General features: G+C 68.2%; 22 protein-coding genes. 13 read left to right on the top strand and 9 right to left on the bottom strand.

The window, feature by feature from the left end:
- Nucleotides 1-28 precede the first annotated feature (28 nt).
- From AOM45_RS29565 to AOM45_RS29550, 4 genes are all read right to left on the bottom strand, one after another.
- Entirely contained in the window at nt 29-733 is a 705-nt protein-coding gene (locus AOM45_RS29565; protein ID WP_030470840.1) for a DUF5336 domain-containing protein, read from the bottom strand.
- Nucleotides 734-954: 221 nt separating this feature from the next.
- Nucleotides 955-1,842, bottom strand: coding sequence for a succinate--CoA ligase subunit alpha (gene sucD / locus AOM45_RS29560; RefSeq protein WP_030470841.1), 888 nt, complete (start codon nt 1,840-1,842; stop codon nt 955-957).
- Nucleotides 1,843-1,847: 5 nt separating this feature from the next.
- Nucleotides 1,848-3,014: an ADP-forming succinate--CoA ligase subunit beta gene (gene sucC / locus AOM45_RS29555; RefSeq protein WP_030470842.1), complete on the bottom strand. Its 1,167-nt coding sequence runs from the start codon at nt 3,012-3,014 to the stop codon at nt 1,848-1,850.
- 208 nt (nt 3,015-3,222) lie between these two features.
- Entirely contained in the window at nt 3,223-4,905 is a 1,683-nt protein-coding gene (locus AOM45_RS29550; protein WP_051784253.1) for a hypothetical protein, read from the bottom strand.
- Nucleotides 4,906-5,062: 157 nt separating this feature from the next.
- On the opposite strand from AOM45_RS29550, the gene AOM45_RS29545 reads away from it, so the two are divergent.
- The 3 genes from AOM45_RS29545 to AOM45_RS29535 all read left to right on the top strand — a co-directional run bounded on the left by AOM45_RS29545 (nt 5,063) and on the right by AOM45_RS29535 (nt 9,814).
- Nucleotides 5,063-6,043: an esterase/lipase family protein gene (locus AOM45_RS29545; protein WP_236703874.1), complete on the top strand. Its 981-nt coding sequence runs from the start codon at nt 5,063-5,065 to the stop codon at nt 6,041-6,043.
- Between the two features lie 208 nt (nt 6,044-6,251).
- Nucleotides 6,252-7,040 (top strand): M23 family metallopeptidase, encoded by a 789-nt coding sequence (locus AOM45_RS29540; RefSeq protein WP_030470845.1) that lies wholly within the window; start codon nt 6,252-6,254, stop codon nt 7,038-7,040.
- A 1,475-nt stretch (nt 7,041-8,515) separates the two neighbouring features.
- Nucleotides 8,516-9,814 carry an IS4 family transposase gene (locus AOM45_RS29535; RefSeq protein WP_082157644.1) on the top strand — a complete coding sequence of 433 codons (1,299 nt, stop codon included), beginning with the start codon at nt 8,516-8,518 and terminating at the stop codon, nt 9,812-9,814.
- Between the two features lie 322 nt (nt 9,815-10,136).
- On the opposite strand, the gene AOM45_RS29530 is transcribed toward AOM45_RS29535, so the two are convergent.
- Nucleotides 10,137-10,823, bottom strand: a complete 687-nt coding sequence (locus AOM45_RS29530) for an NUDIX hydrolase (protein ID WP_035912539.1) — start codon at nt 10,821-10,823, stop codon at nt 10,137-10,139.
- Nucleotides 10,824-10,915: 92 nt separating this feature from the next.
- Here AOM45_RS29530 and AOM45_RS29525 point away from each other — a divergent pair, with 92 nt between their 5' ends.
- Together AOM45_RS29525 and AOM45_RS29520 are read left to right on the top strand one after the other, a co-directional pair.
- Nucleotides 10,916-11,863, top strand: coding sequence for an SPFH domain-containing protein (locus AOM45_RS29525; protein WP_030471349.1), 948 nt, complete (start codon nt 10,916-10,918; stop codon nt 11,861-11,863).
- A 23-nt stretch (nt 11,864-11,886) separates the two neighbouring features.
- Nucleotides 11,887-12,711: a diacylglycerol kinase catalytic domain-containing protein gene (locus AOM45_RS29520; protein ID WP_236703872.1), complete on the top strand. Its 825-nt coding sequence runs from the start codon at nt 11,887-11,889 to the stop codon at nt 12,709-12,711.
- On the opposite strand, the gene AOM45_RS29515 is transcribed toward AOM45_RS29520, so the two are convergent.
- Nucleotides 12,643-13,920 (bottom strand): MFS transporter, encoded by a 1,278-nt coding sequence (locus AOM45_RS29515; RefSeq protein ID WP_030471347.1) that lies wholly within the window; start codon nt 13,918-13,920, stop codon nt 12,643-12,645. The genes AOM45_RS29520 and AOM45_RS29515 overlap by 69 nt on opposite strands.
- A gap of 87 nt (nt 13,921-14,007) precedes the next feature.
- On the opposite strand from AOM45_RS29515, the gene AOM45_RS29510 reads away from it, so the two are divergent.
- Nucleotides 14,008-14,877 carry an SGNH/GDSL hydrolase family protein gene (locus tag AOM45_RS29510; protein ID WP_035912536.1) on the top strand — a complete coding sequence of 290 codons (870 nt, stop codon included), beginning with the start codon at nt 14,008-14,010 and terminating at the stop codon, nt 14,875-14,877.
- A gap of 145 nt (nt 14,878-15,022) precedes the next feature.
- Nucleotides 15,023-15,361, top strand: a complete 339-nt coding sequence (locus AOM45_RS29505; protein WP_051784333.1) for an SSI family serine proteinase inhibitor — start codon at nt 15,023-15,025, stop codon at nt 15,359-15,361.
- 56 nt (nt 15,362-15,417) lie between these two features.
- On the opposite strand, the gene AOM45_RS29500 is transcribed toward AOM45_RS29505, so the two are convergent.
- On the bottom strand, nt 15,418-17,685 hold the full coding sequence (locus tag AOM45_RS29500) for a glycosyl hydrolase family 95 catalytic domain-containing protein (protein ID WP_030471344.1): 2,268 nt from the start codon (nt 17,683-17,685) through the stop codon (nt 15,418-15,420).
- 193 nt (nt 17,686-17,878) lie between these two features.
- Between AOM45_RS29500 and AOM45_RS29495 the strand changes: the two genes are divergently transcribed.
- Together AOM45_RS29495 and AOM45_RS29490 are read left to right on the top strand one after the other, a co-directional pair.
- Nucleotides 17,879-18,730: a hypothetical protein gene (locus tag AOM45_RS29495; protein ID WP_030471343.1), complete on the top strand. Its 852-nt coding sequence runs from the start codon at nt 17,879-17,881 to the stop codon at nt 18,728-18,730.
- Entirely contained in the window at nt 18,727-19,035 is a 309-nt protein-coding gene (locus AOM45_RS29490; protein WP_030471342.1) for a winged helix-turn-helix domain-containing protein, read from the top strand. The genes AOM45_RS29495 and AOM45_RS29490 overlap by 4 nt, the downstream gene beginning before the upstream one ends.
- On the opposite strand, the gene AOM45_RS29485 is transcribed toward AOM45_RS29490, so the two are convergent.
- On the bottom strand, nt 19,032-19,436 hold the full coding sequence (locus tag AOM45_RS29485) for a hypothetical protein (protein WP_030471341.1): 405 nt from the start codon (nt 19,434-19,436) through the stop codon (nt 19,032-19,034). The two genes, AOM45_RS29490 and AOM45_RS29485, sit on opposite strands and share 4 nt — an antisense overlap.
- Before the next feature lie 71 nt (nt 19,437-19,507).
- Here AOM45_RS29485 and AOM45_RS29480 point away from each other — a divergent pair, with 71 nt between their 5' ends.
- From AOM45_RS29480 to AOM45_RS51170, 4 genes are all read left to right on the top strand, one after another.
- On the top strand, nt 19,508-20,158 hold the full coding sequence (locus AOM45_RS29480; protein WP_156094201.1) for a TVP38/TMEM64 family protein: 651 nt from the start codon (nt 19,508-19,510) through the stop codon (nt 20,156-20,158).
- A 490-nt stretch (nt 20,159-20,648) separates the two neighbouring features.
- Nucleotides 20,649-23,408 (top strand): LAGLIDADG family homing endonuclease, encoded by a 2,760-nt coding sequence (locus AOM45_RS53860; RefSeq protein WP_081902529.1) that lies wholly within the window; start codon nt 20,649-20,651, stop codon nt 23,406-23,408.
- Nucleotides 23,409-23,472: 64 nt separating this feature from the next.
- Nucleotides 23,473-23,826: a winged helix-turn-helix transcriptional regulator gene (locus tag AOM45_RS29470; RefSeq protein WP_030471339.1), complete on the top strand. Its 354-nt coding sequence runs from the start codon at nt 23,473-23,475 to the stop codon at nt 23,824-23,826.
- On the top strand, nt 23,823-24,092 hold the full coding sequence (locus AOM45_RS51170; protein WP_030471338.1) for a hypothetical protein: 270 nt from the start codon (nt 23,823-23,825) through the stop codon (nt 24,090-24,092). Before AOM45_RS29470 ends, AOM45_RS51170 begins: the two co-directional genes overlap by 4 nt.
- A 75-nt stretch (nt 24,093-24,167) precedes the next feature.
- On the opposite strand, the gene AOM45_RS29465 is transcribed toward AOM45_RS51170, so the two are convergent.
- A complete protein-coding gene (locus AOM45_RS29465; RefSeq protein WP_030471337.1) occupies nt 24,168-25,532 on the bottom strand; it encodes an L-serine ammonia-lyase in 1,365 nt (454 codons plus the stop codon).
- Nucleotides 25,533-25,559 lie beyond the last annotated feature (27 nt).

Here is a 25,559-nt window from a genome sequence, read left to right as displayed (position 1 = left end):
CCGGCACCACCCCTGAAGTCGAACGGTCTTACTGCTGCGGTCCGCCGAAGCCACCGGGCGGCGTGCCCGGCGAGCCGAACTGGCCAGGCTGCGGCATGAAGCTGGTCTGCTGCGGCGGCTGACCCGGCTGCGCGGGCTGCTGCGGCTGCTGACCGAACTGCTGCTGGCCGAACTGCGGCTGCTGCGGGGCCTGCTGCTGGTGCTGGTGCTGCTGCTGGCCCTGCTGCGGGAACGCGCCGGACTGCGGGTTCCAGCCACCCGGCTGACCCTGACCGGGCTGACCGGCGTACGGGTTCGCGGGCTTCGGCTCGAACTTCACGATGCCCTCGGCGAGCAGGAAGGCGAGCACGATCGCCGCCGTCTCCAGCAGCGCGACGATGAGCAGCACGATGTCGAGGCCCTGCACGGACGGCGACTTGATGATGCCCTGCAGCTGCAGCAGCGTCTGCACGGCCGCCAGGATCGCGCCGACCGGCACGAAGCCCTTGGGGATGCTCGGCAGCACCGAGAGCCCCGCGAGCATGCCCGCGGCGAGCAGGTACGTGACGTTGCCGCTGACGTCGTCCGCGAACGCGACGAGGTACGCGACGAGCCCGAGGCCCGCCGCGACCAGCGGGAGGATCAGGCCGAGGTTGATGTTGTTGGCGCCGGGGGCGCCAGGGGCCTGATGAGGTGCCTGGTGCTGTGCCGGACCCGGCGGCTGCTGTTGGGGTGCGCCGTAAGGCACGGACATGTTGAGGTCTCCTCCTCCAACCAGGGTGCGTCCGACGACGCTAGCCGATGCTGTTGCTCAGACGATGACCGGATCATGATGGTTCCGCCACACGAGCGAGGGCCGGACTCCGAAAGTACTCGGAATCCGGCCCTTGGGGTGCTCGAAGTGCTGTTTCGCCACACAGAACAGGTCCATGTCGTGCCGAAAATGGGCTTCGCTCATTCGGCACGACACGAGCATCAGAGGTTCTGCATGATCTCGCGCATCAGAGCGGCGGTCTCGGACGGCGTCTTGCCGACCTTGACGCCGGCGGCCTCGAGGGCCTCCTTCTTCGCCTGAGCGGTGCCCGCCGAGCCGGAGACGATGGCGCCGGCGTGGCCCATGGTCTTGCCCTCGGGGGCGGTGAAGCCCGCGACGTAGCCGACGACCGGCTTGGTCACGTTCTCCTTGATGTACGCCGCGGCGCGCTCCTCGGCGTCGCCGCCGATCTCACCGATCATCACGATCGCGACGGTCTCGTCGTCGGCCTGGAAGGCCTCGAGGGCGTCGATGTGCGTGGTGCCGATGATCGGGTCGCCACCGATGCCGATCGCGGTGGAGAAACCGAAGTCCCGCAGCTCGTGCATCATCTGGTAGGTCAGGGTGCCGGACTTCGACACCAGACCGATCTTGCCGCTGCCCGCGATGTTCGCGGGGATGATGCCGGCGTTCGACTTGCCGGGGCTGATGATGCCGGGGCAGTTCGGGCCGATGATGCGGGTCTTGTTGCCGGTCGCGACGGCGTGCGCCCAGAAGTAGGCGGTGTCGTGCACCGGGATGCCCTCGGTGATGACGACGGCCAGCTCGATCTCGGCGTCGATCGCCTCGAGCACGGCGGCCTTGGAGAAGGCCGGCGGCACGAAGATCACGGTCACGTTCGCGCCGGTGGCCTCCATGGCCTCCTTGACGGTGCCGAAGACCGGGAGCACGGTGCCGTCGAAGTCGACCTTCTCGCCGGCCTTGCGCGGGTTCACGCCACCGACGATGTTCGTGCCGGACGCGAGCATGCGCTTGGTGTGCTTGGTGCCCTCGGCACCGGTCATGCCCTGGACGATGACCTTGCTGTTCTCGTTGAGGAAGATAGCCATCGTTCTCAGACCCCCGCAGCCGCGAGCTCGGCGGCCTTCGCGGCCGCGTTGTCCATCGTGTCGACAACGGTCACCAGCGGGTGGTTGGCCTCCGCGAGGATCGCGCGGCCCTCCTCCACGTTGTTGCCGTCGAGGCGGACGACGAGCGGCTTGGTGGCCCCGTCGCCGAGGATCTCCAGCGCCTTCACGATGCCGTTGGCCACGGCGTCGCACGCGGTGATGCCACCGAAGACGTTGACGAACACCGAACGCACGGCCTCGTCGCCGAGGATGACGTCCAGGCCGTTCGCCATGACCTCGGCGGACGCGCCGCCGCCGATGTCGAGGAAGTTCGCGGGCTTCACGCCGTACTGCTCACCGGCGTACGCCACGACGTCCAGAGTGGACATCACGAGACCGGCGCCGTTGCCGATGATGCCGACCTCGCCGTCGAGCTTGACGTAGTTGAGGCCCTTCTCCTTGGCCTTCGCCTCGAGGGGGTTCTCCGCCGCCTTGTCGACCAGCTCGGCGTGCGCCGGGTGGCGGAAGTCGGCGTTCTCGTCGAGCGTGACCTTGCCGTCGAGCGCGACGATCTTGTCCTGCGGGTCGCGGACCAGCGGGTTGACCTCGACGAGCGTGGCGTCCTCCGCGACGAAGGTCTCCCACAGCTGGACGATGACGTCGATGACCTGGTCCTTGACCTCGGCCGGGAAGTTCGCCGCGTCGGCGATCTCCTTGGCCTTGGCCGCGTCGACACCCTTGATGGCGTCGATGTGGATCTTCGCGAGGGCCTCGGGCTTGGTGGCCGCGACCTCCTCGATGTCCATGCCGCCCTCAACGCTCGCCATGGCGAGGAAGGTGCGGTTGGCGCGGTCGAGGAGGAAGGAGAAGTAGTACTCCTCCGCGATGTCGGAGGCAGGCGTCACCAGCACGCGGTGAACGATGTGCCCCTTGATGTCCAGGCCGAGGATGGCGGTCGCCTTCTCCTCGGTCTCCTCGGCGGTGGAAGCGAGCTTCACACCACCGGCCTTGCCGCGGCCGCCGGTCTTGACCTGGGCCTTGACGACGACCGGCTGGCCGAACTTCGCGGCGATGGCCTTGGCGTCGGCGGGGTTGGTGGCCACATCGCCCGGCAGTACCGGGACGCCGTGGGCGGCGAAGAGGTCCTTCGCCTGGTACTCGTACAGGTCCACTCGGGTCTCCTGCGACGTCGGTGTCGGAACACCGCGCCTGGGTGGTCCTCAAGGGGCCAAGCGAACCCACTTGACGCGGCTGGGCCCAGACACTATCGAGCTGCGGCTACCGCTCGCACGCCACACCTGGTGAGGTCGGTCTCAACGGCGGTGAGGTCGATCACGCGTGCGCGCGCGTATAGAGGACAAGGCGTGCGCAGGACCACTTTCACCGCGTTGCGCGGGCTCCCATCAAGCCGGCGGCCACCAGCAGCGCCGCGCACGACGCGAGCGCGAGCCACGTGCCGGGACCCGCCACCGCGCCCACGACCTTGTCTCCGGTGAGCGGCAGCTCCAGTGCCCGGATGCCGACCAGCAGCACAGCACCCGCGAGCACCGCGGCACCGCGGGCGGGCCTCGACCGGAACGCGACCACGAGCCCGACGATCAGCCACACGAGAGAAGAGATGAGGGCCGCCGACACGACCGGGTCGTTGCCGGGGACCAGCGTCGGGGCCGTGTAGTTGTCGCCGCGCACGTTCGGCAACGCGAACGCGCCCACCGCGAACAGCCCTGCCAGCAGCACCGCGCCGAGCTCGGTCATCGGCAACTGCTCGCGTTTGGTGGGCAGAACCGTGTTCTCGCGCTCGACGGCACCGGCGAGACCCGCGCAGATGAGCGCGAGGATCCCGAACGGCGCCACGAGGATCATCAGCCAGAAGCCCGCGCCCGGCTGCGCGATTCCGGCCTGGCTCGCGGACACCACCGGCTGGGTGGCGCCCGCTGCGGCGAACTGCATCGCGAGGTAGCCGAACAGGAGCGCGGGGCGCACCACGCCGGCGGTCGACGGCACGAACAGGGCCAGTCCCAGCAGGGCGAGCGCGATGGCGCCCGGCCACAGGAGGTTCGCGGACGCCAGCTCCGGCGCCGGGCCTCCGGTGGAGAGGACGAGCTGCGGTGCGAGCGCGCCACCGATCATGGCGAGGGCGGCGAGCACCGCGAAGACACCCGCCGTGACGTGCATGCGCCGCACCGACGGCAGCGTGAGGTCCCTCGTCTCGTCGCGCTTGCCGCGCACCAGCCGCCAGAGCCGGGCCAGCAGGGGCACCGCGGGCAGCAGCAACGCCGCCGACAGCGTGATCAGCGGTCCCACGGCCAGCCCGAGACCGGGCGCGGCCGCCCCGGCCACCAGTGGCGGCAGCGACACGGCCACCAGGGCGAGCGTCACGCCGTACACACCGCCCTCGCGGGTGTCCGGGTCGGGCGAGCTGGCCGCGAGCGCCGTGGCGAGCGGCGCGGCGAGCGCGATCAGCAGACCACCCGTCAGCCCGATCACCGGCAGGTCCCACGGGCCGCGGTCGAGCTGGAACGGGTCGGCCGAGGTGAACGGCTTGCCCAGGAGCCCGACCGTCGCCCAGAAAGCGATGATCACGTGCACCGCCACGAGCCCGGGCGGCTCCGACTCGTCCGCGGGCATCCCGGCCCGGCCCGCCGCCAGCAGGCCGCCCGCGATCACCAGCGCGTGCCCGGCGATCAGCAGCCACAGCCCCGCGGAGGGGGTGACCGCGATCAGCGTGGCGGGCCGGAAGAGCTCCGGTCGCGCCACCGCCATCGCGTCGGCCGCGATCTGCAGGTCGCTCACCAGGCGGCCGACGGCGAAGACGCCCACCGCGGCGATCAGCCCCGCCGCCACGAACGGCCTGCCGCGGAACAGCAGGACACCCGCGACGACCGGCGGCAACAGCGCCAGCAGGGCGAGCAGCGGCCACGACGTGTAGGCGGGTTGCGCGCCGTCGACCACGCCGAGCAGCGGGCCCGCAGCGGTGAGGAGGGAGCCTGCCGCGAGCAGGGTCCACGAGGTGCGCAGCCTGGCGGCGGCCGGGGTCTGGTTCTCGAGCTCGGTTCGAGTCATCGCGGGCGAACCTAGCAAGTCAGGCGTTGGGTTCCGTGTGCTGTGCGTCCGGTCGCGCGGCGATGGGCTGCAACCATGTGAGACGAAATTCGTTCGCATGTGGAAAACATCCGCCGGATACTCCTAGCCGGTGAGTTCATCACCTACCGTCGCTCATATGAGCGACAACGGCCGGTCGTGGATCACGCGTCTGACTGACGTCGTGCTCGACCGTGCCGGTTGGGGAGTGCACACGGCGCGCGACGTCGCCGAAGAGGTGAAAGTCGCGTTGCGCGCCATGGCCACACCTGGCGGGATGCGTGGAGTCGCGATGGAAGCGGCCTGGCTGACGGCCCACGCGGTGCTCTACCCGTGGGGCGCGATCACCGAGCAGCTGCGCCAGGACGGCCAGTTCCGGCACTACCGCACCGACGGCCTGCCGCCCCGGCAGCGCGGACTGGTGGTTTCGGCGATGGACGCGGCGGGCACCCCGATCGTGTTGGTGCACGGCATCGGGGACAACCGCTCCGCCTTCGCGGTGCTGTCGGGGGCACTGCGAAGGCGGGGCTTCGGGGTCGTGCACGCCATCAACTACAGCGTGCTGACGGCGTTGACCGGGGACGTCCGCCGCTCGGCCGCGTTGCTGGGTGCGCACATCGAGCGGATCTGCGAGCAGACCGGCGCGGACCAGGTGCACGTCGTCGGCCACTCGCTCGGCGGCCTCATCGCCAGGTATTACGTGCAGCGGCTGCACGGCGACGTACGCGTCCGCACTCTCGTGACCCTGGGGACCCCGCACAGCGGCACGCTCGCCGCCTACGTCCTGCCGACTCCGCTCACCAAGCAGCTGCGACCGGGCTCCGATCTGCTCGAGGAGCTCGCCGAGCCGTGCCGGCCGTGCCGCACCCGGTTCGTCGTGGTCTGGTCGGAGATGGATCAGATCATCGTCCCTCAGCGCAACGCCCGGCTGGAGCACTCGTCGTTGGTCGTCGAGGAGCACCAGATACGTGATTCAGGTCACCTTTCTTTGCCAGTTGACACGAGGACCCTTCACGTAGTTGTGACGGCCATCACCCGATCGGACGACTCAACCGGTCACCCCATCGCCGCTGGCGGCGAGGCGTGTCGCCCGCCCGGCGTGACCGACGGTCACAGTTGACAGTTGAAACCTCCTGGTTGCCGCCTGTTCGGAGGACATAACGAACTGGGGTTTGCCCTCTGAGGCTCCCCGCCGTTACTGTCCCCCGGTCCGTTGTCACGGTCTGATCACAGAAGGACACCGAGTCAGAACCCCGAAACCTGGCTCACCGGGAATCCCCCGCCCGGCAGTCCACCGATCAGGCTCCCCGAAGGCGGAAGGGCAAGCTTTGAGTCACCACCGCTCCCCCGGCGGCCATGAACGCAGTGCTGCGCTCGATGAGGCGGTCGACCGCGCCTCCACGCGCACCGTCAGCTCCCACCGGCTCCCCCCGCCACCGTCGGCGCTCCGCGGACGCATCGTCGTCGCCGCCGTCGCAGTAGGCGCTTTCGCCGCCGCAGGCGCAGGCCAGACCCTGCAAGCCGCCGCGGACGACAGCAAGGACGTCCAGCTCGCGAACCACACCGACGGTTCCGCCGCGTTCACCGGCCAGGGAGGCGACACCGCCCCCGCCCCGCAGATCCTCGCCGTCTCGAAGACGACCTCCGAAGGCTCCGCCGAGGCCGCGAAGCTCCTGCGCAGCCAGCAGCTCACCACCCAGCGCGAGGCCGAAGAGGCCGAGAAGAAGCGCCCGAAGTTCGTCCGCCCCGCCGCCGGCGAGTTCACCTCCGGCTACGGCGGCCGCTGGGGCACCATGCACCTCGGCATCGACATCGCCGGCCCGATCGGCACCCCGATCCTCTCCGCCGCTGACGGCGTCGTGATCGAGGCCGGCCCGGCGTCCGGGTTCGGACTCTGGGTCCGGGTGCAGCACGAGGACGGCACGATCACCGTCTACGGGCACGTCGACTCGTTCAACGTCCGCGAGGGCCAGGCGGTCAAGGCCGGCCAGCAGATCGCCCGGATGGGCAACCGCGGGTTCTCCACCGGTCCCCACCTGCACTTCGAGGTGTGGAACCCCGGCGGCCAGAAGATCAACCCGCTCACGTGGCTCAACGCTCGTGGTGTGACGGTCTGATTTTCGGGTTGGCCTGATCTGGGGTTGGTCCCGGTTCGGGTTGTGGGTTCTGGGTCGTGGGTGCGGCCTCCGGTTCTGGGTTGCGGTTCCTGGCTGGGCGTTGCTGCGGTTCGGGGTTGCCGGGTCCTGGTGTTTCGCCGGTTCGGCGTTGCCAAGTCTGGTCGGGTGTTTCGCCAGTTCGGGGTTGCCGGGTCTGGTCGAGTGTTTCGCCAGTTCGGGGTTGCCGGGTTTCGGCTTCGCGGGGACCGGTTCGGGACGGTTCCGGGTGGGTCTTTGGTTCGACGGGTTCTGAACTACGGCTCAGTAGCTTTCTCGCGGGTTGATGTTGCTGGGCCACCTCCGGGTGTGGGTGCAGGCGGTTCAGGGGCCTCAGTGGCCTCTTGGGGCTCAGGAGCCTCTTCTGTTGGCCGGGCTTGAGCGCGGCTCCAGCGATCCGGGATCTTCGCGGTCGCCTTCTTGGAGCAGGACCTCTCGCGGTGGGCTTCTCGCGGTGGCCTTCTTCTCCCGCGGTGGCTTCTCGCGATCGCCTTCTGCCGGCGGCGCTCCCGGCCTTCTCACGGCGTCCTTCCCGCGAGGGCCTTCCAACAATGGTCTTCGTGCGGTCACCCTGTCTTGCGGTCGCCCTGTTCGCGATCGTCCCGCTAGCGGTCAGGTGCCCTGGCGTCGCTGTGGGGATGGCGGATGAAGTAGGCCGTCGCTACCCGCCAGACCGAGCACATGTGCCTGCGCCATCTCGGGCCGCACGCCTTGCAGGCTCCGGAGTCGGTTTGCCTGTGGTCTTGGAGCAGGGTGCGCCAGGCTGCCACCAGACGGTGGGTTTCCGGGGATTCCAGCTGGGCGAGTGATGCGAACACGCGTTCGTGCAGGACGGCTGCCAGTACGTGGTCCATTTGAGCTTCTTCGCTGGGGTGGTGGTCACCATGCGGTCGATGATGCTCTGGGGGTCTGACAATTTTTGACGGGTCGGGCCTGACCTGCGGTTCAGCTCGGCTGACCTGCGGTGGGGCGCTGATTCCGTGGTGGCGAGACAGTGCGGCCGGACCGCTCTCCCGTTCGGTCCGGCCGCACCTCGCCGCGAAGTTAGGCCCCCGCCGTCCCTTCGCTCCCCTTCGTCTGCAGGCTGCTCCCCTTGCCTTGGACCGCCCCGAACGTTCCTCGGCTGTGCTGCTTGCGACACCCACATAGACGTACGAGGTGGCTGCTCGTTGCGCCGGATTTCGGAGAAATTGTGGAGTTTCTGTGTGGTTTGGGTTTTGGCTGGTCAGGGTGGGTGTTTGGGTCCCGCCTTGGTTTCGTGGGTCGTCCCCCTGTTGCGTCGGCGACTGCCGGTTTCGTGTTCGTAGGTGGGCACGTTGAGTCCGCAACCATCTGCTGATTTCTGGGAGCTCCGCCCCAGACCCAATGCCGCGTAGCTTAAGTTGATCTTGGTGCTGTGCTGGCGGGTCGGCGTGGTGACGTGATCATCACGCCGAAGGCTGGCACGGTCTGTGGTCGTGACTACGGCTGTGGCCTTACCGGATCAGGTGTCGCTGGGTGTGCTGGTCACGGCGGTGCCGCGGGACGCGGTGGACGAGGCGATCGCGGCGTGCGGGGCCGGTGCGCGCCGCTCGGATGGGAAGCTGCCGCCGCATGTGGTGGCGTATCTGACGATGGCGTTGTGCCTGTTCAGCGACGATGACTACACCGAGGTCGCGGCCAGGGTGACGGGGTCGCTGGACCGGTGGGGCTGCTGGGACGCCTCGTGGACGCCGCCGACCTCGAGTGCGATCACCCAGGCCCGCAAACGCCTGGGCCCTGCCGTCTTTCGTGAGATTTTCGAGCGGGTCTGCGGTCCGGCGGGCGGGGAATCGGGCCCGATGGCGGGCATGCTCGCGACCGGCCGGGCTCGCGGGGCGTGGCTGCGGGACTGGCGGCTGGTCGCGGTCGACGGGTTCGAGGCCGACCTGCCCGACAGCGAGGCCAACGCCGCCGAGTTCGGCTACGCCGGCACCGGCGAGAGCCGCTCGGCGTTCCCGAAAGCACGGGTGGTGACACTCACCGAGTGCGGCACGCACGCCTTGCTCGCCGCCGAGATCGGCACCTACGCCACGAGCGAGAAAACGTTGGCGGGCAAGCTGTATCCACGGCTGCAAGCCGACGAGTTGCTGACCGCGGACCGCAACTTCTACTCCTGGCCCGCCTGGGAATCCGCCGCCGCCACGGGGGCTGCGTTGTTGTGGCGGGCACCGACCCAGCTGGAGCTGCCGGTGGTACGGGTCCTGGCCGACGGCACCTACCTGACCATGCTGTCCAACCCGAAAACCCACAAACGCGAACGACGGGACCGTGTGACCGCCGCCGCCCGCGCCGGACACGCCATCCACCCCAGTGACGGCCAGTGGGCTCGGGTGATCGAGTACGACGTGCCCGACCGGGACGGCAACGGCACCGGCGAGATCATCACCCTGCTCACCACCATCCTCGACCCCGACCACGCCCGAGCCGACGAACTCGCCGACGCCTACCACCAGCGATGGGAACACGAAACCGGTAACGACCAGGCCAAAACCCACCTCCGCGGCCCCGGCCGCGTCCTGCGCTCCCGGCTACCCGAACTGGCCTACCAGGAGATCTGGGCCTGGCTGATCACCCACCACGCCATCACCACCCTGATCACCCAGGCCGCCACCGCCGCCGAGCTGGACCCCGACCGGATCTCCTACACCCAGACCCTGCGCCTGATCCGCCGCACTGCTACCGGCACCGCCACCATTCCCCCCTCAGGACTGGACTGACCACCTACCCCGCATCCTCGACCGCATCGCGGGCATGCGCATCCCACCCCGCCGGCACCGCACCTGCCCCCGCGCCGTCAAACGCATGCGCCACAACAGCTACCGCGTCAAACAGCACGACGAACCCGCCAGCACACGCCACCCCGGACCCGCCACCATCCGGTTCTACTTCCTCCAACCGGACACAGCAAGATCAACTTAAGCTACGCGGCATTGGGTCTGGGGCGGCGCCCCAGAAATCTTGAAACAGGAACGGAACCCGCCCAACCCAACCACCTATCGGACACGAAACAGGCAGCCGCCAACGCACCAGGGAGACGACCTACGCCCCCGACGCGCGCACCAACGGCGGATACAACACAACAGCATCCCCCCGCCGATACAAAGCCGCCGGCCGCCCCCCATCCCGAGAAGTACTCCCCCCAGTAGGAACCAACAACCCCTCAACCCCAGTCACCTTGCGATGAAAGTTGCGAGGATCCAACGAAACCCCCCACACGATCTCGTAGACCCGCCGCAACTCAGCCACAGTGAACTCCGCAGAACAAAACGCAGTCCCCAACGGCGTGTACTCCAGCTTGGCCCGAGCCCTCTCCACCCCATCCGCCAAGATCCGCGCATGATCAAAAGCCAACGCGCCCACCTCTGACACGGGCACCCAAGAGGCGGCAGCCGCATCCGTCCCAGCCACCGGCACAGGCAAATCCGGCGCCAACGCCAGATAGGCCACGGACACCACCCTCATCCGTGGATCCCGCCGAGGCTCCCCATAGGTCCCGAGCTGCTCCAGATGCAGCCCGGACACCCCGGTCTCCTCAGCCAGCTCCCGGACAGCGGCAGCATCCACGGACTCGTCGACCTGCACGAACCCCCCAGGCAACGCCCACCGCCCCCGATACGGCGCCTCCCCACGGCGAACCAGCAGCGCGCACAGCGCGTCAGACCGCACGGTCAGCACCACCAGATCGACCGTGACAGCGAAGGGAGGGAAATCACTTGGCGAGTACACGCCCCCGAGTATAGGCTTATCGTCAGTTAGACGACAAGCAGCTCGACGGTCAGCGAGACCGTTCCCAACAGCACCCCACCAAGGAGACGAAGATGGCCGACATCAGTACTTACCCTGGACTCAGGCACCTGCGAGGAGCCCCCACGGTCCACATCAGACACATCCGCAAGGGCAAGCTGATCCACGAAGGCACGGGCCTGAGCTTCTGGTTCCGCCCGAGAACCGCAGTCCTGTCAGAAGTCCCGGTGGACGACCGCGAGCTCCCCATGCTCTTCCACGCCAGAACGAAGGACTACCAGGACGTCACGGTCCAGCTCACCGTCACCTACCGCTGCACCGACCCCGAAACCGCGACGACCCGCATCGACTTCTCGATCGACCCCGACACCGGTACCTGGCGCCAGGACCCGTTGAGCCAGATCGCGAACACGCTGACCGAGAGCACCCAGCAGCACGCCCTCCGGATCCTCGCGACCCTCGACCTGGAGACGGCCTTGCGGGTCGGCGTCGAACGGGTCAAGGAAGCGACCACGAGCAACCTCACCGCCGCGCACATCGGCCTGGAGATCATCGACATCCGCGTGGTGGCCATCCGCCCCGACGCCGACGTGGAGAAGGCCCTCCAGACCACCATCCGCGAGAAGGTCCAGCAGGAAGCCGACAAGGCGACCTACGAGCGCCGCGCCATCGCCGTCGAACGCGAGCGCGCGATCAGCGAGAACGAGCTGCAGAACCAGATCGAGCTCGCGAAACGAGAAGAGCTCCTCGTCGTGCAACGAGGTGCGAACGCGCTCAAGAAGGCAGAAGACCACGCCAGGGCCAGCCGAATCGCCGACGACGCCAAGGCGGACGGCATCCGCAAGCTCGCGGAAGCAGAGGCCGCCGGTGAGAAGGCTCGCCTCGACGCCTACAAGGAAGTTCCCCAGGCCACCCTGCTCGCCCTCGCTGCCAAGGAGCTCGCGGGCAACCTGCCGGAGATCGGCAGCATCACGCTCACGCCGGACGTCATCCAGCCGATCCTGCAACGGCTCGCGCGATGAGCCTCGCGCCGAGAATTGTGCTGGTGCACAGGCGCACCGAGCTGACAGAGTTGCTGGCACGACACGGCACCCGTGGCCAGGTCGAGTTCTTCCTGAAGTCCCGCAACAGAACTTTGGACGAGGTGGTGCACCGTGACCAGCAGGCCCGCAAAGCGTTGGGAGAGGTCAGCGCCGCAATCCCGCTGGACTGGCGCCGCGGCGTGGTCGAGAGGGAAGACCTGTCGCGGTTCCTGTTCGCGCCCGAGGACGTAGTCGTCATCGTCGGGCAGGACGGGCTGGTCGCCAACGTCGCCAAGTACCTCGACGGCCAGCCCGTGATCGGCATCAACCCCGAGCAGGGCGTGCTCGCCAAGCACGCCCCTTCGCAGGCGGCGGAACTCCTGCACGGCACGAACAACACCGAAGACCGCACGATGGTCGAGGTGCGGACGGACGACGGCCAGACCCTCCACGCGCTCAACGAGATCTACGTCGGCCACCCGAGCCACCAGACCAGCCGGTACCGGATCCACCAGGAACGCCAGGCCTCGTCCGGCATCCTCGTCGGCAGCGGCACGGGCGCCACGGGCTGGTGCTCGAGTGCGCACCGCGAACGGAAGAGCACCCTCGCCCTCCCGCAACCGACCGAGCCCAGGCTCGTCTGGTTCGTCCGGGAGGCGTGGCCGTCGCCGAGCACCGGCATCGAGCACACCGAAGGCGAGATCACCGGCGAACCGCTGACGATCGACGTCGAGTCCGACGGGCTCGTGGCGTTCGGCGACGGCATCGAGAGCGACGCGCTACGCCTCGGCTGGGGTCAGCGGCTGAGCATCGGACTCGCCGCCCGCCGGCTCCGCCTCGTGTGCTGAGCCGATCACCAGCAGGCACACGCCGGACATCACGGCACCCGCGATCAGGTAGACCGCGACGGCCCAGGTTCCCCAGCCCAGCAACGAAGTCGCGACGAACGGCGCCAGGCCACCGCCGAGCACGGCGCCGAGCTGGTAGCTCAACGCCACCCCGCTGTACCGCACGCGGGTGAGGAACAGCTCGGCGAAATAGGCGGCCATCGGCCCGAACAACGCGCCGGAGCCGATGAAGCCGAGCACGATCGCCGCGGTGAACCACTGCGCGTCCATCAACCAGAACATCGGGAACGCGAAGGCCGCCTGGAACACCGCGCCGCCGAACATCACGGGCAGCCGCCCGATCCGGTCCGACATCCAGGCGAACACGGGCAGGGACACCACCTGCGCGAGTCCTCCGAGCACCTGTGCCACCAGGAGATCGTCCGGCGACAGCCGCAGTTCCGTGCGGCCGTAGTTGATGGTGAACACCGACAGCACGAAGATGAAGATCTGGAACCCGAGGTTCACGCCGGCGCCGAGCAGCAGCACCCGCCACCGCGTGCGCACCACCTCGGCGAGCGGCGTCCTGGACTTCTCGGTGCGGGTGAAGCGCGGGCTCTCCGGCACCCGCAGCCTGATGTAGACGCCGATGCCGACCAGCACGATCGAGAACAGGAACGGCAGCCGCCAGCCCCACGTCAGGAATCCGGGGCCGGACGCCTTCGACGACAGGTACATCGCGAGGTTCGCGAGCACCAGACCGATCGGCGAGCCGATGAACACCCAGCTGCCGTACCAGCCCAGGCGTCCTGGTGGCGCGTGCTCGACGGCCATGAGGGACGCGCCGCCCTGTTCGCCGCCCATGAAGAAGCCCTGCACGATCCGCAGCAGCACCAGCAGCACCGGTGCCCAGATGCCGATCGAGGCGTAGGACGGCAACAGCCCGATCAACGCCGTGGCGAGCCCCGTCACCGAAAGGGTGATCACGAGCATCGCGCGGCGCCCGAGCCGGTCGCCGAAGTGCCCGATCACCGCGCCGCCGAGCGGCCGGGCCACGAAACCCGCGCCAAAAGTGGCGAACGCCAGCAGCACGCCGACGCGCGAGTCGAACTGCGGGAAGAAGATCTTGTTGAACACCAGCGCCGACGCTGTGCCGTAGAGCAGGAAGTCGTACAGCTCGATCGTGTTACCGACCGCAGAAGCCACAGCTACTTTGCGTACCCCCGTCATCGTTCCAGCCTGGTCGAGGGATTGACACTGCGCAATGGTCCGGTCACCCTTCGTCCTACGTTCCTACTCTTCAGTAACGAGGTAGCAATGACGCGCCGAGTGACTGTCGTTTCCCTGCTCACGGCCCTGATCGCGGCATTGCTGGTCCCGCACGCCAGCGCCGCCACGACCTACCGGAACTACGTCTCACTCGGAGATTCGTTCGTCTCCGGTCCGTTCATCCCCGTCCAGCGCCTCGACCCGCTGAGCTGTTTCAAGTCCACCCAGAACTACCCGTCCGTGCTCGCCCGCCGTCTCGGCATCGCGAACTTCACCGACATCTCCTGCGGTGGCGCGCAGACCAAGGACGTGGAGGGCGTGCAGAGCGGCTTCCCCGGCCAGTCGGTGCCGCAGCTGTCCGCGTTGAAAGCCGACACCGACCTCGTCACGATCTCCATCGGTGGCAACGACATCGGGTTCAGCGAGATCATCACGACGTGCGCGAGCCGCGGCCTGCTCGACCCGCACGGCGCCCCCTGCAAGGCCCTCTACGGCGACGAACTGGCCCGGCGCATCAACGCCACCGCACCGAAGGTCGCGGCCGTCCTGAAGGGCATCAAGCAGCGTTCACCGAACGCCAGGATCGTGGTCGTCGGCTACCTGCGCATTCTCCCGCCGGCGCAGGGCTGCTGGCCGCTCGTGCCCATCGCCAGCGGTGACGTGCCGTACCTCGACAACATGCAGCAGCTGCTCAACGGCATGCTCGCCGCCCAGGCGAACGCCGCGGGCGCCGGCTGGGTCAACCCGTACGACATCAGCCTCGGCCGCGACGTGTGCGCGGCGCCGTGGGACAAGTGGGTGGAGGGCCTCATCCCCACCCGGCTCGCGTTCCCGGTTCACCCGAATGCCAGTGGCATGAAAGCGGTGGGTGAGCAGGTCGCCGCCGCACTCGCCGGGACGGAATCCACCGGCGTCTAGTTGCACACCCTTGAGGCGGGCTACACGATCTGGTGCATACCGCTGGTATGAATGGAGATCCGGGTCCTTGCGGAGTCACAGTTGCGGTATGGCAAGGACTCGACTTCTGTTTGCCTTTCTCGCACTCGCCACATCGCTCGTCCCCGTGACGGCCGGTGCCGCGGCGCCTCGGGCCGCGACCGGCTTGGTGCTGTCGATGCGGTCGGAGATGGGCACGTTCAGCACGCCCAGCACCACGAAGCTGCGTTGCGATCCCCCCGGTGGGCTGCACAAGAACGCCAACCAGGCATGTGCGGCACTCGCACGCGTGGACGGCGACTTCACCAAGATGAAGCCCGCCCCCGACGTCATGTGCACCATGGAGCTCAACATGACCAGAGCCACACTGAAGGGCACGTGGCGCGGCAAAAAGGTCTCCTTCGAGCAGGACTACTCCAACCCGTGCGTGCTGCACGTCCACACTGGCAAGGTGTTCGACTTCTAGTCCGCGTCACCGGTGTTCCAGCGCACCGCCGTCGCGCTGGAACACCGGTGACGTCTCTACCCTGGCAGACCCCACGACGGCGCCGGAGCACCGATCACCGGGCCCACCTCCAGCTCCGGCCTGTCGCCGGACCGGTGAACGACGGCCTCCTCACCGCGCCGCAGCTCGATGCGCAGATCTCCGTTGGGCAGCACCGAAAAGCGCTTCGGCCGGCCCGAACGGTCACGCACGACAGGATCCTTGATGTCCGTCCGGACGACACACGGCGCGCCTGCCTCACTGCGGAGTTTGATCCACCGCGTGACGCCCTTCTGCCGTGACGCCGACAGCAGGAACGCGCCCTGCGTCCGGAAGTTGTCGAGCGAGATCTCGGGCCACGGCACCGCGGGAAAGACGCGGATCACCCCGCCCCAGCTCTGGCAGAGCATGTCGTACACGGACTGCACAGCTGAGAGCGGTGTTTCGATGACCGGTCCGGACTCCTGGTACATCGTGTTGGGCTTGATGTACCGGCGCATCAGCTCGCCGAGGTAGAAGTCCGCCTTGTCGCCGCGCAGCATCTGCGCGCTGATCGACGCCGCACCCGTGAACGTGTAGCCCTGCAACGCACCCTCGAAGCTGATCCAGTGGTTGAGCGAGGTCTCGATCAGCTGACGTTTCGACGGATCTTCCCAAGTCACCTCGTACAGCGGGTAGATCTGCAGCAGGTGCGAGTAGTGCCGGTGAGACTTCGCGAACGGCACGCCCGCGCCGATCATGTACCCGTTCTGGTCGACGGGGTACGGCGTGAGGTTCGCGAGGCTGTCCTGCCACTTGGGGATCAGCGGATCGTTGACGCGCAAGGACTTCGCGGACTCCAGCAACGTCTGGCAGCCCCACCGGATCAGCGCGAGGTCGTAGTTGCAGTCCGGCGCGTTCACGCCGTACTCGGGAGAGAACGTGATCGGCAGGTGATACTTGCCGTCCGCCCCCTTGGCCAGGAAGTGGAAGTAGTAGTTGATCGCCCTGCGCAGCAACGGGAACAGCACGTTGCGCAACACGCGGTCGTCCATCGTGTGCCGGTAGGTGAGCCAGACGTTGTGCAGCGTCCAGGTCAGGTTGCCCACCTCGGGCGTCGGCACGTCCTGGCCGGGAATGCCGACGCCGTAACCGGAGTTGCCGATGCCCGCACCGTTGTTCAGCACGGTGTCGGTGGTGCGCGGGATGCCCGCGGAGTCGTGCCGGTACTCGGCGGGAACCTGCTCGACGAGCACGTCGCGGTACTTGTCGACCGAGTGCGTGACGGCGTCGAAGTCGACGTGGTTCGAGCCGTGGATCAGCCAGTACTCCAGCTGCACGTTGAGGTTCCACCACGTGTTGGGCCACGGCGTGTTCTCGAGCCACGGGCCGCAGGTGGCGATCGCGGGCGCCTCCTTCCGCGCCGCGGAGGCGAACTTGTAGAGCTGGATCCAGTAGAACGCCTGCAACCGCTTGTCCGGAATGGACAGAAAGCTCTTGCGGTAGAAGTCGTGCCACCACAGCCGGTGGCCGACGGCAAGCCCTTCGACCGAGCCGCACCGGACGTTGCCGATCGCCTTGCGCACGGCGGTTTTGTCGGGGTGCGACCAGGCGACGCTGGCGAACAGCGTGCGTCTCGTGCCGCGGGTGACCTCGCGCCACGCCGTCACGTGTTCGCCGCCCGCGTTCAACGGCTGCACCGCGAGCTGCACGTCACCGGCGCTGGTGAGCTGCACGGGCGGGTTGTCGGTGAACCCGGCGGGCGCCGGGCGGTTCCACTTCGGGTCGGTGCGCGGGCTGATCGCCTTGAGCGGGTGGAAGACCCACCTGAACGCGCGCTCCCCCTCGCTGGCCTGCACGTCGATGGCGTAGAGGTCGCGTTCGGTGTGGATGAACGCGCGGAGTCTCAGGCTGCCGGCCGCCGTGGTGATCGTGCCGGTGAGCTCGGCGTTCCACAGGTCGAGCCGCCAGTCGACCGCCGTGATCGCGCCGACGGGTTCGAGCGTGAAGTAGCCGATGGGCAGCCGGGCGAGGCCGAACAGCGCCCCGAACTCCGGCCGGTGGTCCTGCACCTGGGAGTGCTGGACGTTGAACCTGACGGCGTTGGCGCCCGGCTCGGCGTAGATGCCGGAGCCCAGGAAACCGTTGCCGAGGTACGGACCCTCGAACCAGGTCGCGGGCATCTTCTTCCAGATGAGATCCGATGACCCGATGAAGTCCTGCCAGTTGAAGCCGCCTGCCGCAGATGCGCCAGAAGGGAGCAGCGCACTGCCCGCCACCCCGGCCAACGCGCCTCCGAGCAGCGTGCGCCGGTTGATTTCGACCACGTTCGGGCACCTCACTTCGATGTGCGGTCACGTCTACGCGGCGGCGATTCATCGGATCTTTCGTGACGGCCTTGCGTGAGTCAAGACCCGTGCCTGGTGGTGACGTCGGGGCCCAGGTCTTCGACCCCGTCCTTGACCAATCAGGTTTGCAATGCAAACCTGATTGCAGTCGAGTGCAGTTGGGGGACTGACCATGACCGAGGACCCGAAGGACCTGCTCACCGAGCTGACCGCCATGCGCAAACGCGCCCGAGCGGACCGACACGGCTACTGGCTGCCGTTCCTGCTGTTCGGCTTGATCACGCTGGTGTCCACGCCGTTCTACGCGCGCAAGATGTGCGTCGAGAGTGGTGTGAACCCGGAGCTCGTGGAGCCGAAACCGTGCACGTGGAGCTCGTCGGACATGCCGTGGCTCTACCACTGGCTGCACCCCAGCGGCGGCCAGATGATGACCAGCCCCGTGTTCATGCCCGCGTCGCCGAGCATCGCCGTCGACGTCTACTGGATCGTCGCGTTGGTGTGCGGCCTTCTCGCAGTCGTCCGGTGGTACCAGTGGCGCGCGGCGCAGGTCGGCGTGGAGACGCCGACCAGGATCTACACCCAGGTCACGGCCTTCCTGCTGGCGCTGCCGCTGGCCGGCGTGCCGTTGCTCAGCAAGCTGTTCTTCGGCTGGGCGGGCTGGCAGATCGCACTGCCGGTCACGGTGGCGGTGATCGTGGCGGCGACGTGGTGGAAGCGCAGCGTCGGCTTCACGCTCGTGGTGCTCGCGCTGTTCGCCCTGGCGCACCTCGTCACGATCTACCCGTACGGCCCGCTGTTCGTGGTCGCCGCGGGCCTGGCCGGCCTCGCCCACCTGGAGCGCAGCGCGGTGTGCACGGTCACTGCGGCGATCTTCGCCGCTACCGTGCTGTTCGTGAACGAGGCGGGACGGTTCGGCTTCTACTGGCCGCTGGCGGTGGAGCAGTACGCGAGCACGGCGTTGCCCGCGTTCGTGTTGCTCGTGGGCGGGATCATCGGGTTCGTGCGACGAGAGACGGCACGATGAGCGACAACCCCACCGCCGGCCTGGACGACACGGTCCACCAGCGCCACCGGCTCGGCGTGCTGACCATCGCGGCCGAGGCGAAACGAGTGGAGTTCACGTACCTGAAGTCGGCGCTGGAGCTGACCGCGGGCAACCTGTCGCGGCACATCTCCGTGCTGGAGCAGGCCGGACTGGTCGAGGTCGAGAAGGGCTACGAGGGCAAGCGCCCCAAGACGTGGCTGCACATCACCGACGCCGGCCGCACCGCTCTCGCCGCGGAGATGGCGGCGTTGCGGGCACTGCTCGACCGGCACGAGGGTCGCTAGAACTGCCTGCGGTAGACGGAAACGTCGTCACGCCACACGCCGAACGCGTCCGGTGCGGACTGCACGATCGTCATCTCGTTGAGGTTGCCGAGGATCCGCCAGGCCCGCGCAACCGCTTGCGCGCCCGCGTACGCGATCGTGCAGAACCGTCTCGGCTCGACGACCGTGCGCACGCGGTCGACCTTGCCGACGGTCATCGGCGTGTCCTGCCACAGGTCCAATGTGTACCCGGTGCGGATGGGATCACCCGATCCCAGCACGCCTTCGATGCTGACGACCAGCCGTTCTCCGTCCAGGCGCAGGTCGTAGTGGCCGCTTCGGGGAGGGGTGCCGCCGGTGTACGCGGAACGTGCCGGATCGAGCACCCAGTGTCCGAGAAACGGCACCAGGTCGTCACTCATGTGTGTCTCCTTCGCGGAACCTGCGCCACTGGCGGATTGTCCGGCGCATCGAGGTGGGCGACCATCACCCGATGAGTTATGAGACGGGCGTTCGGTGGAAGTGGATACCGGCCGTCGTGCTCGGCTTCGTGCTGCTGAGCTGGATCGTGTTCGAGGCGTTCGACCTCATCGACTTCGAGGGGGTCGTGACGTGGGTGCGCGGCATCGACCCGGTGTGGGCGGCGGTGGCGATCTTCGCCCTGCTCGTCGTGGACGTGCTGCTGCCCGTGCCGTCGACTCCGCTCATCGTGCTCGCGGGAACGGCACTCGGTCTGCCTCTCGGGCTGGCACTCGCGATCGTCGGATCCCTGGGTTCCTCTGCCGCAGGGTACGCCCTCGGCCGGTACTCCGGCCCGCGGTTGGTGCGCCGCGTTGTAACCATTGAGGAACTAACCGAAATGCGGCGCTGGGGCCGCCAGTTCGGGCCCTGGTTCTTCGGGGTGGCGCGGGGAATCCCGATGATGGCGGAGACCGTCTCGGTGTCCGCTGGGGTGTCCAGGGTGTCGTTCCGGGATTTCATGTTGTTCACGCTCATGGGCACCGTGCCGATTTGCACTGCCTACGTGTTCGCGGGGTCACGCGCCGAGACCGTCGAGCAGATCGTGATGATCAGCGCCGTCGGCTTTCTGCTCACGGTCGGACTGTTCTACCTCCTCCGCCGGCTGGTGAAGACGGCGCCCTAGAAAAATCGCTGGCGCGGTGTGGTTGTATGAGTGTGCGCCCGGTGCGCAGCGGAGGGTTACTTCGGCATCCTCAGGTTCGACTCCTGAAGCTGGTCTCGGCCGGTCTTCGCTCACCTCGGTGAGCAGTCACCTTCCGCGACTCGATCTCGGGCGCCCAAAAACTCCACACCGGCCGGAATTAAATCGCTGGCGCGGCGTGGTTGCATAGAAATCGCACCCGGTGCGAAGCCGACGGATACTTCTTCGAAACCAAATCGAAAACCGGAAACCGTCGGCGACTTGATCTCGGGAGCACACAACTTCACACGTGTCCGGTGCGAAGCAGAGGGTTACTTCCACTGTTAATGGGCGGGTCGTGGGTTCGAATCCCACCAGCCACTTCGGCTGTAGCTCAGTTGGGCAGAGCAGCAACGTACCTTCCGCGACCTTGATCTCGGACACGTGTGTCGTTCGTGGGCTCCCTTTCTTTTGTCTTGAGGGGAGAGAGCCGATGGCGAAGTTCAACATCTTTCGCGCACGTCCGGCGGGCACCAGCCCGGTCGCCACGGCGCCGGCACCGTCGACCAGGACCTACGAGGGTGGCGACGGCTACGCCCGCGACACGAAGTCCGAGCTGTTCCTGCTCGCCGTGTCGAACATGGGCGGCGAGGACACCTTCTACGAGTCGGGGAACCAGCGCGACAACCGCTTCGCGCAGCTCGTCCGCGCCGCCGCGCTCACCGATCCCGAGTGGACCGCGCGGCTGCTGAAGTGGCTGCGCACCGAGGCGAACATGCGCACGGCGTCGCTCGTCGGCGCGGCCGAGTTCGTGTCGGCACGGCTCGCCGCCTCCGCTGACGCGGGCGTCACCAACCGCGCGGTCGTGGACTCGGTGTTGCAGCGCGCGGACGAGCCGGGTGAGCTCCTCGCCTGCTGGACGGGCGCGAACGGCCGGCGCGTGCCGAAGCCGATCAAGCGCGGCATCGCGGACGCGGTGCGGCGCCTGTACGACGAGCGCGCGGTCCTCAAGTGGGACAGCGACGCCCGCGGCTTCCGCATGGCCGACGTGCTGAACCTCGCCCACCCCTCGCCGGCCGCCGACTGGCAGGGCGCGCTCTTCCAGTACGTGCTGGACCGGCGCCGCGACGGCGACGTGGCCGTCCCTTCGCAGCTGCGGGTGATCGCGGCACGCCGTGAGCTCATGGCGTGGCCGGTCGACCAGCGACGCGCGCTCTTCGGGCGTCCCGACGCGGCGGACGTGCTGCGCCGGGCCGGGATGACCTGGGAGGCCGTGGCGGGGTGGCTGCAGGGACCGATGACCCGTGAGGTGTGGGAGGCGCTGGCGCCGTCCATGGGTTACATGGCCTGCCTCGCCGAGGGCACCCCCGTCTGGCTCGCCGACGGAACGACGGCGCCCATCGAGGACGTCGTCGCTCGCAGACTGCCGGTTCTCTCCTACGACAAGGCTTGGGACACCCGTCCCGTCAAGTACGGCGCCAACCAGGGACCTCGCGACCGCTCGGTGGGCAACCTCGTTCCGACCGTGCCATCGGCATGGCTCGACACCGGTGTCCGGCCGGTCCTGACCATCCGGTTCGCGTCAGGACGAACGGTGAACGCCACGGTGGACCACCGCTGGATCCGTCAGCGCCGTACCACCGGTCGACAGGCGTGGGAGTGGACCACGTCCGACGGACTGCGGCCAGGCGACCGGATCCCGATCCCTCTCACGGCCGGGTACTTCGGAGACGAGGGGGACGCGTGGGACGGGTACTTCGTCGGCGCGATGCTCGGTGACGGGGGCATGACCGCGCTCACGCCCGAGTTCCACGGCGATCCGGACGACGGTGCAGTGGCGTTCATGCGCGAGTACGCGGCGAAGCACGGCTGCGGCACGAACGAGTCGGCGAACGGCCGGATCGTGCGGATGCGGTTCCCGTTCAAGCAGTGGAAGAGGAACCCGCTGGCAGAGGTTCTGCGCGCCTACGACGTGTGGGGGAAGCGTTGCGAGGTCAAGGCGTTGCCCAACCGGCCTTTCAGCCGCGAGTTCTGGATCGGCGCGCTTTCCGGACTGATCGACACCGACGGGTGCGTGCGTGAGCGCGTCAACCCCAAGGGCACTGTTCACGGCTCGGTCGAGTACGCGACGGTTTCACGTCGACTGGCAGAGCAGGTCTCTGACGCACTGCTCCGGCTTGGCGTCACCAGCATCATCCGGAAGCACGCGGTGCGTGTGAGCGGTGGCCCGATTCAGAGCCGGCACCCGATTCACATCGTCGAGGTGAACCGGGCGACCGCGCTGGTGCGTCTGGCCGGGTTGCTCGATCTCCGGATCGGGTACAAGGCGGCCAAGCTCGCGAAGCTGGCTGAGCAGTTGGCGCATGTGGCACCTGCGAGCAGTGAAATGCACGGCTACGACGAGGCCGTCGCGTTGGACCGGGTCGTGTCGATCGAGGATGGAGGTGACTGTCCGACCTACTGCGTGACCGTCGAGCCGTCGAGCGTGTTCGTGGCGGCAGGGCTGGTCACCGGAAACTGCTTGAGAAACCTCAGGAACTTCGACGAGGCCGGCATGTCCGACGAGGCCGCGGCGGCTGTCGCGGCACGTGTGGCCGACCCCGGCCAGGTCGCTCGCTCGCGGCAGTTCCCGTTCCGGTTCCTGTCCGCGTACGAGGCGGCGCCGAGCCTGCGCTGGGGCCACGCCCTGGACCAGGCGCTGCAGTGCTCGCTCGGCAACCTTCCAGCACTGCCGGGCCGGTCGCTGATCCTCGTCGACACCTCGGCGTCGATGACGCACGGCGCGATCTCGGCGAAGTCGAAGGTCGCCCCGGCCAAGGCCGCGGCGGTGTTCGGCGTCGCGCTGGGCGCGAAGGGCGAGCAGGTCAACGTCGTCGGCTTCGCGGACGGCACGTTCCGGCACGACGTCGCGCGCGGGGCGTCGGTGATCCGCGAGGTCGACCGGTTCCTGAAGAGGATCGGTGAGGTCGGGCACGGCACCGACATCATCGGGGCGTTGCAGCGCAGCTACCAGGGCCACGACCGCGTGTTCATCATCTCGGACATGCAGACGGTGGCCGGGCACCACGGGAAGGGCGTCTCGGACGTCGTGCCGCGGCACGTGCCGGTCTACGGGTTCAACCTGAACGGGTACCGGCAGGCCGCGTACGCGACCGGCAAGGCGAACCGGCACGAGTTCGGTGGCCTGACGGACGCGACGTTCCGCATGGTCGCCCTGCTCGAGGCGGGTCAGAACGCCGACTGGCCGTTCTGAGCGGATTGGAGCTCTCACCCACAACGAGAGCTCCAATCCACTAACTATCAGTTAGTATGCTGGTATGGACTTCAACGTGTTCGCGAAGGCGTGCCCGTCGCGCCCGACGCTGGAGCACGTCACCGGCAGGTGGGGCAGCCTGACGATGGGCGCGCTCGTGGACGGTCCGCTGCGGTTCAACGAGCTGCGCCGCCGCGTCGACGGGGTCAGCGAGAAGATGCTGTCCCAGACGTTGCACGCGCTGGAGCGGGACGGGCTCGTCCACCGCGAGGCACAGCAGACGAACCCTCCGCGCGTCGACTACAGCCTCACGCCGCTCGGGCACGAGACGGCGGAACGGCTGCTGTCGCTGATCCACCTCCTGGAGGCGCGGATGCCCGAGGTGCTCGCGGCCCAGCAGGCGTACGACGCCCGGTGAAGGGCTGCCTGTACTGCTGGACCCAGGCCGAGCTGGACGTCCTCGACGGCGACCCCGCGCTGGTGCCGCACGACACCGTGCGACGGTTCGCGGAGGAGGCCACCGGCCACTTCGACCCCGACGAGTACGAGCTCGCGTGGCGCAGGCTCGCGCACCGGGTGATCGAGATCCTGGAAACGAGCCGGACTCCATGTGCACCACGGGACTGGAGCAGGCGCGGTTCCCGAGCTGGCCGGAGGACGAGCGCGTCGCGCTGCGGTCGATGATCACCGACGTCGTCGTGCGCGCGGCCGGGGACGAGGAGCGCTGGCCGGCGCTGGACGACCTGATCCATGCCGAGTTCAGCACTCGATGACGTTCACCGCGAGGCCGCCGCGTGCGGTCTCCTTGTACTTCACCGACATGTCCTTGCCGGTGTCGCGCATGGTCTTGATGACCTTGTCCAGCGAGACGAAGTGCGAGCCATCGCCGCGCAACGCCATGCGCACCGCCGTGATGGCCTTGATGGACGCGACGGCGTTGCGTTCGATGCACGGGATCTGCACCAGGCCGCCGATCGGGTCGCAGGTCAGGCCGAGGTTGTGCTCCATGGCGATCTCGGCCGCGTTCTCGACCTGTTCCGGTGTGCCGCCGAGGACCTCGGCGAGACCACCGGCGGCCATCGAGCACGCAGAGCCGACCTCGCCCTGACAGCCGACCTCCGCGCCGGAGATCGACGCGTTCTCCTTGAACAGCACACCGATCGCGCCCGCGGTGAGCAGGAACCGGACGACACCGTCGTCGTTGGCCCCCGGCACGAACTTCGTGTAGTAGTGCAGAACCGCGGGCACGATGCCGGCCGCGCCGTTCGTCGGTGCGGTGACGACACGGCCGCCCGCCGCGTTCTCCTCGTTGACCGCCAACGCGAAGAGCGTCACCCAGTCCATGACGCGCAGCGGGTCGGTGACGAAGTGCTCGCCCTCCAGCCGCTTGCGCATCTCGGCGGCGCGGCGGCGGACCTTGAGGCCGCCGGGCAGGACGCCCTGTTCGGTGCAGCCGCGTTCCACGCACTCCTGCATGACGTGCCAGATGTGCAGAAGTCCTTGCCGGACCTCGTCTTCACTGCGCCACGACAGCTCGTTGGCCATCATGATCTCGCTGATCGACAGGCCGGTTTCGCGGCAGCGCGCGAGCAGTTCGTCGCCGGTCAGGAACGGGTGCGGCAACGGTGTCGTGTCCGGCTTGATCCGGTCCGTGCCCGAGGCGTTCTCGTCGACGACGAAACCGCCGCCGATCGAGTAGTAGACGGCGTGCTCGACCGACTCGTCGCCCTGGTACGCCTCGAAGCTCATCCCGTTGGGGTGCAACGGAAGCGACTTGCGGCGGTGCATGACGAGGTCGCGGTCGTGCACGAAGCCGATCTCGTGCACGCCGCCGAGCCGGAGCCGTCCGCCCGCGACGATCTCCTCGACGCGGGTGGCCGCGACCGTGGGGTCGACCTCTTCCGGGAGGTTGCCTTCGAGACCGAGGAACACGGCCTTGGGGCTGCCGTGCCCGTGCCCGGTCGCGCCGAGGGAGCCGAAGAGCTCGACGTGCACGCGGTCCACTTCGGACACCCGAGCGCCGAGCTTCTCGACGAACATCGCGGCCGCGCGCATCGGGCCGACGGTGTGGGAGCTGGACGGTCCGATGCCGACGGAGAAGAGGTCGAAAACGCTGATCGCCACTGATCAGTCCTTCGTGGTGGGGTCCGC

This window comes from Lentzea aerocolonigenes (genome assembly GCF_000974445.1).
GTDB lineage: Bacteria > Actinomycetota > Actinomycetes > Mycobacteriales > Pseudonocardiaceae > Lentzea > Lentzea aerocolonigenes.
This window is presented reverse-complemented; position numbering and strand designations above follow the sequence as displayed.

Coding starts and splice junctions, on each gene's coding strand:
- AOM45_RS29565 (WP_030470840.1), bottom strand. CDS start 733: ATGTCCGTGCCTTACGGCGCACCCCAACAGCAGCCGCCGGGTCCGGCA.
- sucD (WP_030470841.1), bottom strand. CDS start 1,842: ATGGCTATCTTCCTCAACGAGAACAGCAAGGTCATCGTCCAGGGCATG.
- AOM45_RS29550 (WP_051784253.1), bottom strand. CDS start 4,905: ATGACTCGAACCGAGCTCGAGAACCAGACCCCGGCCGCCGCCAGGCTG.
- AOM45_RS29545 (WP_236703874.1), top strand. CDS start 5,063: ATGAGCGACAACGGCCGGTCGTGGATCACGCGTCTGACTGACGTCGTG.
- AOM45_RS29525 (WP_030471349.1), top strand. CDS start 10,916: ATGGCCGACATCAGTACTTACCCTGGACTCAGGCACCTGCGAGGAGCC.
- AOM45_RS29515 (WP_030471347.1), bottom strand. CDS start 13,920: ATGACGGGGGTACGCAAAGTAGCTGTGGCTTCTGCGGTCGGTAACACG.
- AOM45_RS29510 (WP_035912536.1), top strand. CDS start 14,008: ATGACGCGCCGAGTGACTGTCGTTTCCCTGCTCACGGCCCTGATCGCG.
- AOM45_RS29495 (WP_030471343.1), top strand. CDS start 17,879: ATGACCGAGGACCCGAAGGACCTGCTCACCGAGCTGACCGCCATGCGC.
- AOM45_RS29490 (WP_030471342.1), top strand. CDS start 18,727: ATGAGCGACAACCCCACCGCCGGCCTGGACGACACGGTCCACCAGCGC.
- AOM45_RS29485 (WP_030471341.1), bottom strand. CDS start 19,436: ATGAGTGACGACCTGGTGCCGTTTCTCGGACACTGGGTGCTCGATCCG.
- AOM45_RS29480 (WP_156094201.1), top strand. CDS start 19,508: ATGAGTTATGAGACGGGCGTTCGGTGGAAGTGGATACCGGCCGTCGTG.
- AOM45_RS53860 (WP_081902529.1), top strand. CDS start 20,649: ATGGCGAAGTTCAACATCTTTCGCGCACGTCCGGCGGGCACCAGCCCG.
- AOM45_RS29470 (WP_030471339.1), top strand. CDS start 23,473: ATGGACTTCAACGTGTTCGCGAAGGCGTGCCCGTCGCGCCCGACGCTG.